The 15,142-nt window shown below is 49.6% G+C and carries 15 protein-coding genes; 3 read left to right on the forward strand and 12 right to left on the reverse strand.

Annotated elements, in window-relative coordinates:
* Window positions 1–251: 251 nt before the first annotated feature.
* Both YWK_RS0102610 and trxA read right to left on the reverse strand, forming a co-directional pair.
* Window positions 252–917 (reverse strand): carboxymuconolactone decarboxylase family protein, encoded by a 666-nt coding sequence (locus YWK_RS0102610; RefSeq protein WP_035465843.1) that lies wholly within the window; start codon window positions 915–917, stop codon window positions 252–254.
* A 106-nt stretch (window positions 918–1,023) separates the two neighbouring features.
* Window positions 1,024–1,344, reverse strand: coding sequence for a thioredoxin (trxA, locus tag YWK_RS0102615; RefSeq protein WP_026963570.1), 321 nt, complete (start codon window positions 1,342–1,344; stop codon window positions 1,024–1,026).
* 147 nt (window positions 1,345–1,491) lie between these two features.
* Between trxA and YWK_RS0102620 the strand changes: the two genes are divergently transcribed.
* Window positions 1,492–1,827, forward strand: coding sequence for a winged helix-turn-helix transcriptional regulator (locus YWK_RS0102620; protein ID WP_026963571.1), 336 nt, complete (start codon window positions 1,492–1,494; stop codon window positions 1,825–1,827).
* A gap of 864 nt (window positions 1,828–2,691) precedes the next feature.
* Here the strand turns inward: YWK_RS0102620 and YWK_RS0102625 are convergent.
* Window positions 2,692–4,152, reverse strand: a complete 1,461-nt coding sequence (locus YWK_RS0102625; protein ID WP_084453431.1) for an MFS transporter — start codon at window positions 4,150–4,152, stop codon at window positions 2,692–2,694.
* A gap of 198 nt (window positions 4,153–4,350) precedes the next feature.
* Entirely contained in the window at window positions 4,351–4,920 is a 570-nt protein-coding gene (locus YWK_RS0102630; protein WP_026963573.1) for a cysteine hydrolase family protein, read from the reverse strand.
* Window positions 4,921–5,042: 122 nt separating this feature from the next.
* On the opposite strand from YWK_RS0102630, the gene YWK_RS0102635 reads away from it, so the two are divergent.
* A complete protein-coding gene (locus YWK_RS0102635; protein ID WP_026963574.1) occupies window positions 5,043–5,651 on the forward strand; it encodes a TetR/AcrR family transcriptional regulator in 609 nt (202 codons plus the stop codon).
* 92 nt (window positions 5,652–5,743) lie between these two features.
* Here YWK_RS0102635 and YWK_RS17980 read toward each other — a convergent pair whose 3' ends face one another.
* The 7 genes from YWK_RS17980 to YWK_RS17995 all read right to left on the reverse strand — a co-directional run bounded on the left by YWK_RS17980 (window position 5,744) and on the right by YWK_RS17995 (window position 13,285).
* Window positions 5,744–6,175: a GtrA family protein gene (locus YWK_RS17980; RefSeq protein WP_051374980.1), complete on the reverse strand. Its 432-nt coding sequence runs from the start codon at window positions 6,173–6,175 to the stop codon at window positions 5,744–5,746.
* Window positions 6,165–7,127: a glycosyltransferase family 2 protein gene (locus tag YWK_RS0102645; RefSeq protein ID WP_026963575.1), complete on the reverse strand. Its 963-nt coding sequence runs from the start codon at window positions 7,125–7,127 to the stop codon at window positions 6,165–6,167. Before YWK_RS0102645 ends, YWK_RS17980 begins: the two co-directional genes overlap by 11 nt.
* 49 nt (window positions 7,128–7,176) lie before the next feature.
* Window positions 7,177–9,405: an ArnT family glycosyltransferase gene (locus YWK_RS0102650; protein WP_245578486.1), complete on the reverse strand. Its 2,229-nt coding sequence runs from the start codon at window positions 9,403–9,405 to the stop codon at window positions 7,177–7,179.
* A gap of 99 nt (window positions 9,406–9,504) precedes the next feature.
* The gene (galU, locus tag YWK_RS0102655; RefSeq protein WP_281172223.1) at window positions 9,505–10,461 is read right to left on the reverse strand and encodes a UTP--glucose-1-phosphate uridylyltransferase GalU; all 957 of its coding nucleotides are present in this window, start codon (window positions 10,459–10,461) and stop codon (window positions 9,505–9,507) included.
* A 266-nt stretch (window positions 10,462–10,727) separates the two neighbouring features.
* Window positions 10,728–11,435, reverse strand: coding sequence for a L,D-transpeptidase family protein (locus YWK_RS17985; RefSeq protein WP_051374982.1), 708 nt, complete (start codon window positions 11,433–11,435; stop codon window positions 10,728–10,730).
* A 373-nt stretch (window positions 11,436–11,808) separates the two neighbouring features.
* A complete protein-coding gene (locus YWK_RS20730; RefSeq protein WP_051374984.1) occupies window positions 11,809–12,288 on the reverse strand; it encodes a phospholipase D-like domain-containing protein in 480 nt (159 codons plus the stop codon).
* Between the two features lie 355 nt (window positions 12,289–12,643).
* Window positions 12,644–13,285: an LssY C-terminal domain-containing protein gene (locus YWK_RS17995; protein WP_051374987.1), complete on the reverse strand. Its 642-nt coding sequence runs from the start codon at window positions 13,283–13,285 to the stop codon at window positions 12,644–12,646.
* A 424-nt stretch (window positions 13,286–13,709) separates the two neighbouring features.
* On the opposite strand from YWK_RS17995, the gene YWK_RS0102675 reads away from it, so the two are divergent.
* The gene (locus YWK_RS0102675) at window positions 13,710–14,543 is read left to right on the forward strand and encodes a mechanosensitive ion channel domain-containing protein (protein ID WP_245578487.1); all 834 of its coding nucleotides are present in this window, start codon (window positions 13,710–13,712) and stop codon (window positions 14,541–14,543) included.
* A 313-nt stretch (window positions 14,544–14,856) separates the two neighbouring features.
* Here the strand turns inward: YWK_RS0102675 and YWK_RS22610 are convergent, their stop codons facing one another.
* Window positions 14,857–14,985 carry a hypothetical protein gene (locus YWK_RS22610; protein ID WP_281172224.1) on the reverse strand — a complete coding sequence of 43 codons (129 nt, stop codon included), beginning with the start codon at window positions 14,983–14,985 and terminating at the stop codon, window positions 14,857–14,859.
* Window positions 14,986–15,142: the final 157 nt, after the last annotated feature.

The following is a 15,142-nucleotide window of genomic DNA, read 5'->3' on the forward strand; positions in this document are numbered from 1 at the left end:
ATGATGTCCACCCACGTCATTATTTCCCGAGAAATGTCGAACAGTGGTATGAAGATATGCCTGTCCTCACATCAGCAAAGCCCGCAGACCTATCCATTGGCCTGCGGGCTTTTCGGTGTGGAGTCTCCATGTCGCGAGTGAGGCGTCTTCGGCCACAAACCATCCGACCACCGTTCCGGAGCCGACGCATGGTCTCCATTCAACGGTTTGTGCGGCTCAACCACGGTTCAGAGCGGATGGAAGTGTCGCCATTACTCTCCGTACGCATTCAGTGCATTGATGGAATGTGCAAAAGCTGAACCCGCTTTGACGGCCGTGGCGACCAGTACAGCTTCTGCGACTTCCTCTTTCGTTGCACCTTGTTTCTTTGCCGCCTTTACATGCGCGTCAATGCAGTAAGGACACCCTGTTACGTGTGCAACGGCCACGCCAATCAGTTCCTTATCTTTCGCAGAAATCCGGCCCGCCTTCATCGCCTCTTGGGCAAAATGACGGAACGCCTTGAATGCGTCCTCGTGCAGATTGGAATATTCGCCGAGTCTCTTCGAATAGGAACCCCGATACAAGACATCGTCTGCGGTCTCATCGTAAGCGTTCAACGCGTTCACGCCGTGAGCCATGGAAGAGCCGGCTTTGAGATACGTGGCGACCATGATGGCCTCAGCCATTTCTTCTTTTGAAACCTCATATTTGCGTTTTGCATCTCCAACATGTTTTTCGATGCAGTATGGGCACCCTGTTACATGCGATACGGCAACTGCGATTAACTCCTTGGTCTTTCCTGAAATACGGCCTGGTGCCATCGCCTTTGCCGAAAACGTGTGAAAAGCATTCACAGCATCAGGCGCAAGGTCTCCCATCTCTTTGAGTCGAGCAGTATACGACTTTCTGTACAAAACATCATCATTGATGGCCATGATGGTTTCACTCCTTCCAACATAAAACATGAATCCATTTGCAAAATTTCACCAAAGTGATTCAACACGTCAGTATGTTGCCTTTTGGCTGTGCTATCACTGACTATCACAAAACGTCAGCGAGTTCTGCCATGATGTTGTTCTTTGGCATGTAGCCGACAAGTTGTTTCACCGGTTTACCGTTTTTAAAAACCATCATGGTGGGAATGCTCATAATGCCAAACTTGCTTGCGGTTTCAGGATTTTCATCAACATTCAGCTTGCCAACTTGCAAAGTTCCATCCAGCTCGTTCGCGACTTCCTCAAGAACGGGTGCAAGAATTTTACATGGACCGCACCAATCCGCATAGAAGTCGAGTAGCACCGGTTTGTCCGCATTCGTGAACGATGTGAACGTTTGGTCTGTTACCTTTGCAATACTTGCCATATTATCTCCTCCTTCGTCTATATCACTCATGAAACTGATTTACACAATGTTATTCAGTTACTTTTCGTAACCCATGCACAAACTATACATCGTCTACTTTTCGTTTGTCAACGGTTCGGGTAAAATTAGAGTGGGAGGCGAAAACAGATGAGTACGAATGCGAAGGCGAAGGAAGTTGTTCCTCTCTGTTCAAAATTTCAATGGGCATTCACCCTGCTTGGGAGACCTTGGACTGGCATGATTGTTCGGGCATTGCTGAGTGGACCGAAGCGTTCAAAAGAAATTCTCGAAAGCATTCCAAGCATAAGCAGCAGAGTGCTTCATCAACGGCTGAGTGAGTTAGAAGATGCAGGGATTGTCCAACGTACCATTTATCAAGAGAAGCCCGTACGCGTTGAGTACGGATTAACGGAAATGGGTAGAACGTTGGGGCCGGCGATGGATGAAATTCAAAAATGGGCGGATAGATGGTGCAACGAATGAAAATAAACGCCTGAAAGGCGGTTTTGTGTTGATGATGACAACGCATACTGAACTCAATAAGGATATGCGATGTTTGTCGCTTCTTGGCGTTAGAGCAGGATAAATCGTGTTTTGACTGATGTATACACCCCTCAAGACTAAGGAAGGGCATTCCATGAAGGTGCTCGAAACTGCCTCGAGACGGCAAATGCAAGTTTTGATTGTCCATCGGCGGTTCCGCTGTGCAGCTTTCCGGACACCCCGTGATGATTCATTGAGGCAGCTCAATCAATGTAGAGGCAGGAGAAGGGAAACCTTCCATTGGTTTCACCTTTGTGTTTCCCCAACTAAAAAATGTAGAAAAACGCGGCGCTCTGATATACCACGTTTTGTATATTCATGCACATCGATGCTTTCATCCTACTTCAGCACTCGCCCCCGTGAATAACAATCATTTCATATCATTTCGTTGACAACCAACCTAGTGTGATGACTTGGGTGTTGGGATTTGTTTGAGTTGAACCCATGGAATTGGGTTACTCGAATGCAAAATGAAGAAGACTTGCTCGGTTCATTCTTGCTTATACCGAACAGACTTGACGATGCTGTCCAGTTCTTTACCATATCTCACAGTCGTCTCTGGCAACGTGAACACATATCAAAGAGAAGGCAATTAGTCGTGGATTCACATGACTGAGGGGCGTGAGGCGCCTTCACCAATCGTATCCACGACCAACCAACAAAAAGACAACTTCCGTCGCGGAGGCTAGTTCTTTATACATTACAACATCTGCACTGGGCGTCAGCCGTCGATTAGGAGTTCTCCCTGTCTGCAGTAGTGCGCTTGGGATTGATTGCAGGAATTTGATGGGTCATAGGTTCTCCTCATATCTGTGTTTTGGTTGGATTGCTTGCCATGACGGCCCGGGCCTGCGTGCGAATTCGGCGGTCTGCGAGGGTCATGACAAGTGCCAAGGCGCTCACTGCAATCATGATGATGGCAATGACGTGCAGGTCATGATCCGTAACACTCTTGTGAAAGACGATGCTAATAATCGAAGAGGAACCAATCGAGCCGATGTACGCAAAGGTCCGGAGCAGACCCGACGCGGTACCGATTTGGTTGGCTTTGACCTGGGTGTAGAGGGCGGTCTGGTTCCCTATGGCCATGGTACCTAGTGTGATCCCGAAGATTAAGGTGATGGCCACCATCCAAATCATCGGGGTACTCGTGGTGAGCAGGAGGACTCCGACAGAAGCTACGAGTGAAGAGACGGCGGCCGCGATGAGGGGTCCGCGCAGCAGGTTGTGACGTGAGATGGGCCGGACCACGATGGCCGAGAGGCCACTCATGGGCAACAAAAGTAAACCGGCTCCTTGCGAGGAAATCCCCCGTCCAGCCTCGAGCCACTGACTAATCCCATAGAGCACGGTATAGACGCAAAGCGATAGCAATGCCATCCGGAGATAAGTACGGGTGAGCGCTAAGTTCGAAGTGAACAGGCGAACGTCGAAGAAGGGATGGCGTGCTCGCAACTCCCATACCACGAGGCCAACGGCGAGTATCACGGCCAGCCCGAGAGCGACCCAGTCCGGGTGGGGTAGCGAGAACAGGAACACCAGGAGCGCGGTAACCGTTGCACCAAAGCCAACAATGCCTGTAACGTCGATTCGAGATGCAATTTCTCTGACACTTCTTGTACCCTCCACGCGGGTGTCCCGGGGGATCCAGAGAGCAGCCATTAACAGCGCAACCAGCGCGACGGGGACGTTGACGAAAAATACCGTCCGCCATCCCCAAGCGCCGACAAGTACGCCACCTAGAGGCAGCCCAAGAGCCGCTGTCACCGTCGCCGCAATCTGCAGCCCGCCGAGTACACCCCCGGGCGGCTCGGTCAGCCCGGCCCGTTCGGCTCGGCGGCGGATAAGGAGCATGGCAGAGGGGTAGCCGGCAGAGGTACCGATCCCGATGAGCACTCGGGAGACAATGAGCGTCGGCAAGTTCTGGGCCATCCCGCCCACGAGGCCGCCTGCAAGAACGATGAGGATGCCCGTTAGGAAGACCCGGCGAGGCCCAAATACTTCCGCCAGCTTTCCACACGTCGGTTGGGCGACCGCGCAAGCCAGGTAGAGCGCGCTAACGAGCACTGACGTGCTACCGACCGAGACGTGCGTTGCACTGGCGATAGCTAACAGGGCCGTTGCAATCATGGAGCTGTTGATGGGGTTCAACGCAGACCCGATGAACATCGGCGTCACGAACCGCCACGAAAAGGCGTCCCCACCTCCAATTGGGCCGCCCGACTGACTGCGGTCAGCTCGAGCTCGATTTCTAGTCTTTTGCATCGAGATTTCCTCTTTCCGTCTGATGCTGTCAACGGTGATGGCGCTATTCCTTCAGATCCCTATCCATGACGCGGTTTATCTACAATGCTTTCGTCTTGGTGGGTTCATACACCGTGCGCGTGGATATCAGACTTCATGCCCAGTTGAGCTAGAGTGTCTATCATAAGATTCGTGTTTCCGGGCATACTGGTATCGACTTTAACCCAATGACTCAATCCAAGCGTCGACCGTCAGCACATCTGCCTGACGAGGGAACACCTTCTCGATGAGAACGCGGTGAACCTCAGGATCGGCATCGAGACATGCATCTGAAAGCACCGTAAGCGCAAAGTCTTTATCCGCCGCTTCCCGCAAGGTCGATAGAACGACTCCGCTCGTGGCAATACCGCTAAGAATCAGCGTGTCGATTTGGCGGGATCGGAGTATGACTTCCAGATTGCTTCCAGCGAACGCGCTAACTCGAAACTTCGTAACAACTGGCTCGCCTGGTTGTGGCTGCACGGATTCATGAATTTGCGTCGCTGTGTCTGAGACAGTCATTCCACCGAATTGAGAAACTTGTGAGAAAGACTTGTTTCGTGGGCTGATCTCGGGATAACCTTCACTAAATGCGACTCGCACAAAAATCACCGGAATGTTGTGTCGACGTGCGGCTTCCACGGCTTTTTGGAACGGAAGCAGCGCTTTCCCGTTTTCTGCGAAACGCGACACAATGCCGTTTTGTACATCCATGACCAACAGTGCGGTCTTATCGTGATGATTCTGCACGTGTTGTACACTCCTTTTCATTATGCTAATCTCAAGCGGAGAATTCTCCGTTTGATATTAAACGGAGAATTCTCCGCTTGTCAAGAGCGCTTTGCAATTGAATGTTAGGGAGTGATGGTAGAGTGAATGATGCGGAGACAACCCACACTCGTTCTGAACGTCGTGATGCTGCCGAGAATCGTCAGCGTATATTGAATGCGGCTATTAAGCTATTTGAGCAATACGGTGTTGAACAAGTCAGTATGAATCAAATTGCCACAGAAGCGCAGATTGGTCCGGGAACGCTCTATCGCCGTTATAGAAACAAAGGTGAATTATGTCTGGATTTAATTAAGGACAACGTTTTTCTACTGTTCGAGGATATTGAAGCGTACTTGAAGCAGAACCGGACAGAGCCACCAAGTCAACGATTGAAAGGGATTCTCAGCTTATTTATCCGTTTCAGAGAAACCAAAGCACAATTGCTTAAAGGAGTCGAGAACTCCGCGTCAACCAATCCACTTAGGTCCCGGACGCAGAGTCCTCTATATAACGAATTGCATCAACTATTCGTCGAACTATTTGACGAGATGGCTACTACCGAGCAGACCCATGCTAACAGTGTCTTTAGAGCTGATATGCTTTTCACGGCTTTAAGTAGCGATTCCTATCTATTTCAAAGAGAGGTGCGTGGTTATTCGCCTGAGGAGATTGTGGAACAGCTCTGTTTGACATTTCTTCCGAGAGAATAAGTGTCCATTGAGTACATCGGGGTGGCGTATGCGTTCGTCATGCTGGGGAGTGATAGAATTGAAATTACCAAATCCATCAACAGTTACCCCCTTCACTCCCCGCCGTGAGCCACACTGTTGTGTTTTGTGTTGCGAAATACCCACCATTTGTTTCCAATAAAGTTTACGACAAATGCGACGAGCGTGGAGGCCACCTTACACAACACAAGAGGCCACAGGAGCTTACGTAACATGGACAGTCCACAGACTGAAATCCCGTAAGACACCCCGTTTAGGGTGATGAACTTGAGGATTTCGGAATACTTCGGTGGATTGCGGTGGGCAAACGTCAAGTATCGGTTACACAGATAACTGTTCAATATGCCACACGCATACGAAACCGACTGTGCAAGGATGACGTTCCAGTGCAGAAATCGCACCATCACAAAGAACGTCCCAAAGTCTACCGCCGTGTTCAGTAAACCAACCAGTGCAAAGCGCACCGATTGGTTGACCGTGTTTCGATGAAATCCTTTATCTTCCACCCGGCGGCGACTCCTTTTGAAACCCCTTTTGGCTGCCGACAACGTACAACGGTCTGTCCCGCACCTCGTCGTAAATGCGGGCCAGGTACTGCCCCATCATGCCCAGTGAGACGAGGACAACGCCGTTCAGGAGAGCGCAGGTGTCGACGCCCCATATGATCCCTGAGACGTCATGCCTGAACAAGAGCGATGAGAAAACCGCGTACACGAGCAACCCCAGGCACAGGATGATGACCATAGTTCCAATGTAGATGGGCATTTTCAGCGGTTTGTCCGAGAAGGACGTAATGGCATCGGAGGACAGACGCAGCATTCTCCTCAGTGGGTATTTCGTCTCGCCTGCAAGACGTGGATCCCGCACGTAATCGACAGCGGTTTGACGAAACCCCGACCAGGAGACGAGGCCCCGGATGAATCGATTCTTCTCGCGGATGGATTTCATCACGTCACACACCCGCCTATCAATGAGGCGGAAGTCGCCCGTATCCATTGGAATGTCAACATCGGTGAGTGCACGCAGCACTCGGTAGAAGAGTGCCGCGCTCCATCGCTTAAACCAAGTTTCCCCGAGTCGAACGGTTCGTCTGGCATACACGACTTCGTAGCCTTCAGACCAACGTTCTATCATCTTTGGAATCAGTTCCGGTGGGTCCTGCAAGTCCGCGTCAATGACAATCACAGCGTCCCCCGCCGCATAGTCCATTCCTGCACTGATGGCCACCTGGTGGCCGAAGTTCCGGGAGAAATTGATGACTTTGACAGCGGGGTCTTCATCACACAGGGACTCCAAGATGGCTTGCGATGCATCCCAACTTCCATCGTTGACAAACACGAGTTCATACGGTTCACTCAATCCGTCCATGACGGTTTTGAGGCGCTTGTAGGTCGTCGGAAGGACCTCTTGCTCGTTGTAGACAGGCACAACCACTGAGTAACGAACGCGCGTGCTCACAGTCGCTCCCTCCCCTCGGTTCAATGAAGGTCGGCTACTACGAATCTCATCACAAGCCAGTGTATTCATAGAGTTCCAATCCTCCTCGCACCCGGTCTAATCCCGTCGCAGTAGACGATGAAGACGTGGACTCCCATTCGCTACTCGGTACGAGTTTGCAATGGGATGTGATCCACTGCGTGAGCGCCGACTGTGAACCCCCGAAACCGCCAAATCCAAAAGTGTTCCCGGACATTCGGCTTTGCCTGAATGCACCGTTGGCTTCACTTGTCTCCGCCCACGTCGAAACTTGACCAGTGCGAGCACTTGTAGCGTTACCGAATCGCGAAGTCCGATCCGCCCCGAACGATGGAATTAAGAAGTATTTCAGCTTCCCTTCTTTGGTCAATTGCTCGAGACCCTGAACATCGATGGCGGGATCTGCGCCCATAAAGCCGCCCATCGCCATCACCGGCAAACCGGTGTCGAGGATGATAGGCGCTGCCGTGGTGGCATTGAGTGTCGCCACAAGATAAGACCCTGGAGACGGCTTGTAATGTTTCTCCAAATAGGCTTCGAGTGCCGCGTCGCCCTTCTCCGAATCGGCCCCGAACGCCTGCATGTTTCCGAATCCCCCGCCGCCGTTGGAACCTCTTGTCTCTGGACCTGCCGCCGGCATACTTCCACTCACCCCGTAGAGGATGGGCGTGAGGGCCCAATAACCTGGGGAAATCAAGAGAGCAACGAGCCCAAGCACGGTTCCTGCAGCCTTCACACCGATAGACTGCCGTGCGCGAGACATCAGGAACGCCGCAATCACCGCTGCACCGACACTGATGACAATAAGCACCGTACGCAGCGTCGGGTAGTTCCACACGATGCTGGCTTCAAACGCCAAATCAACGACAAATGCAATCGGCAGCAACCACTTCCAACGGCTGTTCGACTGAAAATCCCGCCACATCTTGACAAGCCCAGCACCGGTGAGCGCTGCAATGGCAGGCGCCATCGTCACCATGTAATATTGGTGGAAGAATCCCGCGACACTAAAGAACGCGGCCATCGGCAACAACCAGGCCAGCCAGAACAACGCTCCGCTCTCCTCACGCGTCAAATCGCGACGCCAACGCACACCACGAAGGAGCGAAATCGCCGACAGGAGCGCAAGGGGCAGTAACCAGCTGATTTGACCACTCAAAGCGGGCTGAAACAGTCGTAAGACGCCCGGCGTTCCCGTACCAAACATGCCTCCACCACGGAAGTTCCCGCCCATCCGCTGTCCGTTGAACCCGCCGGGGTTGTCTCCGAATTGGCCACGCCACTGAGCACCTGAGCCCCCATTGCCGCTCATACCACTTCTGGAGAATCCACCGTTTCCACCAGATGGATTCCCTCCAGAGCCAGCGCCCGTATTGGACTGGGCAAATTGGGTTGTGCGGCCCATATTGTATTGGCCGCCGGACTGGGCAGAATTCCCAGAGTGATAGGCTGCAGCATGACCTCCAAACCGATCCCCCGTCAATCGCGATATCCCGTTATATCCGAAGATCAACGACATTTCACTGTTATCTTGCGTACTTCCGACATAGGGTCTGTCGCTTGCTGGCGTTAGGTCCACCGCGGCGGCCCAGGAAAACGAGATGGCCCCGAGTACGATGCTCATGGAAAGGAGATGGACGATTTTCTTTCGCCAATTCAATTTCGTTGCAAAATAGTAGCCCACATAGAGTGCAGGTAGGATGAGATAGGCTTCCATCATCTTGATGTTGAACCCGATGCCTTCGAGCACGCCAGTCCATAACAGCCAACGCAGCTTCTTTGTCTCGATGGCCTTCCACAAGCACCAAGTGGTCAGCAACATGAACAGGACAAGCATGCCATCCACTTCGTTGGTCCTTTGCACAGCAACCGCAATGGGTGTCAGCGCCATCACCGCAGCAGCAATCAGTCCGGCCACCTGTCCGAAGATTCGCTTCACTAAATGGTAGAGAACAGCCACAGAACAGACACCTGCGATGGCCTGCGGAAGCAGCAAGGCCCATCCATGAAAACCGAAGATCCAGGCGAACAACGCTTGGATCCAGAAATCCACCGGAGGTTTGTCGATGGTAATAAATCCATTGGGATCGAAAGAATTAAAAAAGAAGTTATGCCAGTTCATGAGCATGCTTTTCACAGCAGCTGCATAATACGCGTTCCCATAGCCTTCACGATTCAAACCATAAATATTAAGGAATGCGGAAACCAGCAAAATCATTGCGAGAACCGCATGATTCCATTTCAACTTGAAGCGTGTCACGCGATTTCCTCCCCTCGTTTTCTGTAGATATCGATGAGATGATTGACCTATCGTCTGATGTGGAAGGAGACACCCAATGGTTCCCCATCCGGATACGATTCATGACTTGGATACACCCGTGGACATCAGATCGGCGGCCAGTGGTGACTGTAGGAGTGTCCGCAAATACGCCAACAATTCAATACGCAGATTGTCTCGGCTGAGTGCATATTCAATTGAGGCTTGAATGTACCCCAGCTTGTTTCCGACATCGTATCGGTTGCCACGAATCTCCCACGCGAGCATTTGGTGCTGCTGATTGAGCACCCGCAAGGCATCCGTCAATTGGATTTCTCCCCCTTTTCCGGGGGCTGTAGTGTGTAGAATCGGAAACAAGTCCGGCTCCAAGATGTATCTCCCGACCACCGCGAGATCCGATGGAGCCGTTTCCGGACTGGGCTTCTCGATGACGTCTTCAATCGCCAACATTCTGCGATTGGAGCACTCAGGCAATCGAACGGGCGTGATAATGCCATACCTATCCACCTCATTCCGAGGCACCCTTTGAACCGCGATGACCGAAGTACAAAACTGTTCATACGCTTGAATCATTTCCTTCAAACAGGGCGTTTCCGACTGAATCAAGTCATCGGGCAGCAGTACTGCAAACGGCTCGTCACCCACAAAATGACGAGCACAGAGCAGTGCATGGCCAAGGCCAAGGGGCTCTGTTTGCCGGATAAAGTGGATATCTGCCATACTCGAGATATCGCGAATGACTTGACACAGCTTGTGCTTGCCCTTTTCCTCAAGCATCCGTTCCAATTCCTTGGACTTACTGAAATAGTCCTCCAGCACGTATTTACCGCTACTGGTCACAATGAGAATACTTTCGATGCCTGAGGAGACGGCCTCTTCAATCACAAACTGAATGGCCGGGGTATCCACGATGGGCAACATTTCTTTTGGCACTGCCTTGGTGACGGGTAAGAGCCTCGACCCAATCCCGCCGGCAGGAATCACCGCTTTACGAATCAATGTTTTTCTCAACTCCACAATCAGTTCATCAGGATTCAAAGCATGCAACGTCCTCGTGGACGATAAAACGTAAGTGCATCACAGATAGGTTTAATCATAGACAGTCGTTTTTGTGTGCCGGTGGAGAAAGTGTGGAGATTGTATTGAGATGCGTAGATCACGAGCAGCCCGAGTGATGCCCCACCGCGGATGGTAGGTCCTCAATAGTGGATAGCTCGAATCGGGGATGAAAGGAACGAGAAGTTAGAGGTAAACTCAAATGAAAGCAAGAGTAAGCCCCAGCCTTGCGGCTAGGGCATACATTCTTATTTGACTTCGATTTCAACCTCGGGATTTTCTTTTGGATTCAACCACTTTAACAGATTGATAATATTTGTTCTTGAGATTGCAACACAGCCGTCTGTCGCACCCGTAGAATACCGCCACTCATGAATAAAAATCGCACTTCCCTTATAAGGGATTCGCTTCGTGTTATAGCCAATGACAACGCCATACTCATACAAATTATCCCTTCGTCTCATGACTTCGTATGATTTTGCGTTCGGTTTTCCGCGCACCCATTTGTTGTATTGGGGTGAAGTCGGATCCTCAACCCAAAAGTCTTCGCTCGTGCTTTGCCTGTAGGGCATTTTTGTAAATGTATTCGGGTGATAACCGAACGCAAACAACAGTGGATAAGTGCCAAGGGGTGTCTTTCCATCACCTTCTCGTTTGTTCCATGTAACACCGTGATAGCCAACGACAGCAGCTACGGTTGGATACGTCTTTACCCATTTGTTTCCGGTAACTGTGTACCCAGTCAATGTTGCCAAATGCGTTGTATAATTTGCTGCAGTCACAACAACAACTTGACGAGGAGCGGGCGTTGTTTGTGCATACGCACTCACTGGTAAAAAGAAGGTGATTAAGACAAAAATTATCGTGACTATCTTTTTCATCGGAAGTACCCGTGCAAGTGGCTGTTCCAGCCTATTGCGCCTGTGCCCAGAATAAGTAAACACTTTCTTCAACATATCAATCACCTCTAAGATGTCGAATAGAGTTCATGACAACTTTTTCTGCAGACACTACGGGGGAATATTTCAATCTCTTGTTATCTTTTTTCTGTTTTCGTTCATGCCACCCCTAAATACGTTGACGGGAAAACGAACAACGTAAATTGGTGGAGTTTTTGGCCTCCCAATCAGGTTGGTTCACCACGGGAGGCCCTCTCCACAGCAAGCGTGCAATGTAAGTCCTACTATGGTGCCTACCATCCAGAAAGGCTGTTCGTAAAGACGCCGAACTGTACACAAAATAACCGCCCCTTATGATTACCGACGGTCAATATCCTGTCCCCTCAGTATGGTTGGCATGTAGCTGAAACTGTTCGGGAGATGTCGTAACTTATTGTTGAGGTTCGTTCTTACTGATCCAGTTCCACATTTCTTGCCACTTAGATAAAAATAACGCTGCTCTATCCGAGGACTCAATAATATCGAAGTAATTCGACTCCTCACTCGCACTCAATGAGAAGTTCCAACTGCCGGACTCCACGGCTATTTTATCTTTCACAGTAAACTTGTGATGCATAATTTTATGCTTTTGACTGGTCCCTACTACAAGTGGAACCCCAGCTGAACGTAGCTGCTGAATTTCAGGATGTTCGTATTTCCCTTCCGCCTGTGAATAGTCACAGACAAGAGCTACATCCACTCCTGAACGATGCAATCGAATCAATTCATCCACCAAAGGCGGAAGATGTAATGAATAAATCGCGATCCGCAAATGTTTTTTCGTGCTACGAACAAAGTCCAAAAAAACCTTCTGCGTATCATCATCCGGAGAAAAGAATGTATGAATTTGAGCTTTCGTACTAAGACTCATTCCTCTACCTCCACTTCGTTTGGAGAGATGAAAAACGTTTCATTGGATTGGAGCATCGTTCACGCAGACAATTTGATCATTTCCAGGCGAAGACCTCCCTTTACATTCAAAATGAAGGCACGATCCTTGTGTGTATCGTTTGGGACACATCATACCGAACTAGATTGCCGTTTATCTGAGTAATTTCGAATGGACTCATTATACTTAATGAATGTAAATTAGTGGTTAATTTTGTATTGAGAACCCACTAACTATTGTTTGAAACTATCTAACTTCGCCTCGACTGTAGTCGGGGCTATTTTGCGTCACTTACGTCGAATCCCACGAACGAAACTAGGGATTCGTCTTCGCTTTGTTACTTTAGTGTGGTTAGCGTAAAATTTGCTGCATCGATAAATTTATCAGCCGCTAAGATAGCGATATAACCATCCGTATAGTACCGATCGCCTTCACCGTTGTATCCATCGTTAGTGGGCGTGGAATAAGGGATTTTAATTTCCGATGCCATAAACGGTTTCAATTGTGCCGCAACCGAATCCCGTTCCTTATCCACATCAGCATCTATATGATGGGTTGGTAAATCATTGATATGACTAAGTTCAATGCCGCTGTCGTAAGTTGCTGAACCAATCCATATATCTTGTCCAGCATACACATCTCCTGTATCCCATAGACGGATGTGCTCGCGCGTACGTGCGGTTTTTCCAGGTCGTTCAAACGCTAAATCTTCCTTTCGGCCAAATAAGTATAAGTTGCTCACAGGAGCTGTTGGATATGGTCTTCCAAAAATCGAATTAATGCCAATTTTTAATGAAGTTTTACCGGTAATGGGATCTGGGACTTCCCAACCTGCTTTGAGAAAAACCTGTGTAATGGTTGTTTTGTCCGCAAGTATTAAAATATTAATGGGATCGCCTGGTCTCCCATGTTTAGTTCGTGTGCACTTTGGATAATCATCAAGAGATATTTGTTCTGTACCGTTACGTTGTTTGTTCATCTCAGCATCCTCCCCGATGTTTATACCCAATCTCAGATCTCGTCCGTCCAATCTTGTCGTGTTTATGTGAAGTATAAACGATAACCCCCGAGATGTGCTGGTTTCGTGCACAGTGACACGGAAACATTGATTATTAATCCCTTTCGCGTGTCTCTGCGAAGTGGATATTAAAAGGAGATGATGTTTACGAACATTCGTCTAATGGATGAATCAGATGCACGGTTGTACCGAGAAATAACGCTACGTTCGTTCAGTTGAACTTTATTAGACATCCCGTGGTCTCTTTGTATGGGTGAATCATAACGTTTTAGGACCCGATTATCCGATTGCAACTGGGGCAATGATGATGTGGGCGGACGAATACGAGGATAAAACCGTGTGTGTCCCACCCGTATAGATAAGAGCACAGGGGGAGTGAATCGCAGTGGGTATTCCAGAGCATGGCACACGTGAGACACCGCTGCGTCGGCTAACAATAACAGTGTTCATGCTCATTGTGTTAGCTACCATTCTAAGTTTCGCCAACGACTCTGATCTCCTCGGGCATATTCCTAGGCAGCAACAGCTGGCGATAGATTGGGTGTTTTGTATTGTTTGGTTTGTTTGCAGCGCGTGGTTGATCCGCCATGTCGAAAGAGGAATATTTCGAATGGTCTCTGGGAGAACCAAACTGGATAATCGTGTTGCCACGCTGTGGAGCCGAGCGTTCAGTGCTATGGGTTACGCCTTTGTCCTGGTTATCGCTCTGCACCTACTCCACATCAGGGTCGGGAGTATTTTGGTTGGCGGTGCGGTCACCGGTGTCCTTGTAGGTATAGGCGCTCAGTCAACGTTATCGAATCTGTTTGCCGGGTTGGTTTTGTTCACCGTTCGTCCTTTTTCCGTTGGTCAAACCGTGACACTTCGAACATACCTGTTCAGCGGCATTGAATACAGTGGAACAGTATCGGATATCAATTGGTACTATACCGTCCTGGTTGATGGGTCACAGAGACGCCTTGTGCCAAATTCCGCTGTGATTGCATCAGCAATTACGATCGTGTCAGAACTTCCTTCAACACAGCTATACACCATTCCGTTGCCATACAGTCTTTCTGTATCCACATTTAAACAGCGAATACAGGAGGTATTCAACGGAGATGTAGACGTGACCATAAAGGACTTTGGAGAAGACAGTTACAGTGTCCAAATTAGGATACCTGAAGCAGCCAGCGCGGACGACCTTCGGGAAGCGATTGCACGATGTAGGGAGCAGTAAAATGATTTACTGACAACGAAGCGCTTTCAGACTCAAGTATTTACTGGGGCGTCTCTATGTGGAGACTCTCCATCCCCCTTCAGTCTAGTGTCGAATGTAAGATACATTACAGAACTGTCATGTCACGTAATGATCTTTCCTCACGGAGCGTGGAGGGAGCATTGTTATTGCGTTCACAGGGGCGAATGTTCAATTAGGATAAGACCACCGAGGTCCATTCATATACAAAACGCGGCACATCAGGGCGCCGCGTTTTTCTGCATTTTGATATCACTCACTGTTTCTGAGGGGAATCCCGACACTAAGCACTGTCTCACTTTGCTTGCAAGTGTTTTTCGAGTGCTTCCTCCAACACTTGAACCATGCTCTTTCCAGATTGGGCGGCAAGCATCTTTAGCCGCTTGTGCAACTCCAAGTCCATATCAAAGGTTGCTTTTTTCACAGCCCTTTTCTGTTCTGTACCAGAGTCCTGTATTCCTGTATTTACAGATTCCTGTGTTGCTGTGGTTTCTCCTTGAATTATCTCGTACTGAGCAGTGGATTTTTAACAGGTTCTGCTCTTTTCCTTCCCAGAAGACCGCCCAAATGTTCTTTCTTAG

Source organism: Alicyclobacillus pomorum DSM 14955, from assembly GCF_000472905.1.
Lineage (GTDB): Bacteria > Bacillota > Bacilli > Alicyclobacillales > Alicyclobacillaceae > Alicyclobacillus_A > Alicyclobacillus_A pomorum.

Coding starts and splice junctions, on each gene's coding strand:
- YWK_RS0102620 (WP_026963571.1), top strand. CDS start 1,492: ATGAGTACGAATGCGAAGGCGAAGGAAGTTGTTCCTCTCTGTTCAAAA.
- trxA (WP_026963570.1), bottom strand. CDS start 1,344: ATGGCAAGTATTGCAAAGGTAACAGACCAAACGTTCACATCGTTCACG.
- YWK_RS17985 (WP_051374982.1), bottom strand. CDS start 11,435: ATGTTGAAGAAAGTGTTTACTTATTCTGGGCACAGGCGCAATAGGCTG.
- YWK_RS0102625 (WP_084453431.1), bottom strand. CDS start 4,152: ATGCAAAAGACTAGAAATCGAGCTCGAGCTGACCGCAGTCAGTCGGGC.
- YWK_RS0102610 (WP_035465843.1), bottom strand. CDS start 917: ATGGCCATCAATGATGATGTTTTGTACAGAAAGTCGTATACTGCTCGA.
- YWK_RS20730 (WP_051374984.1), bottom strand. CDS start 12,288: ATGAGTCTTAGTACGAAAGCTCAAATTCATACATTCTTTTCTCCGGAT.
- YWK_RS17995 (WP_051374987.1), bottom strand. CDS start 13,285: ATGAACAAACAACGTAACGGTACAGAACAAATATCTCTTGATGATTAT.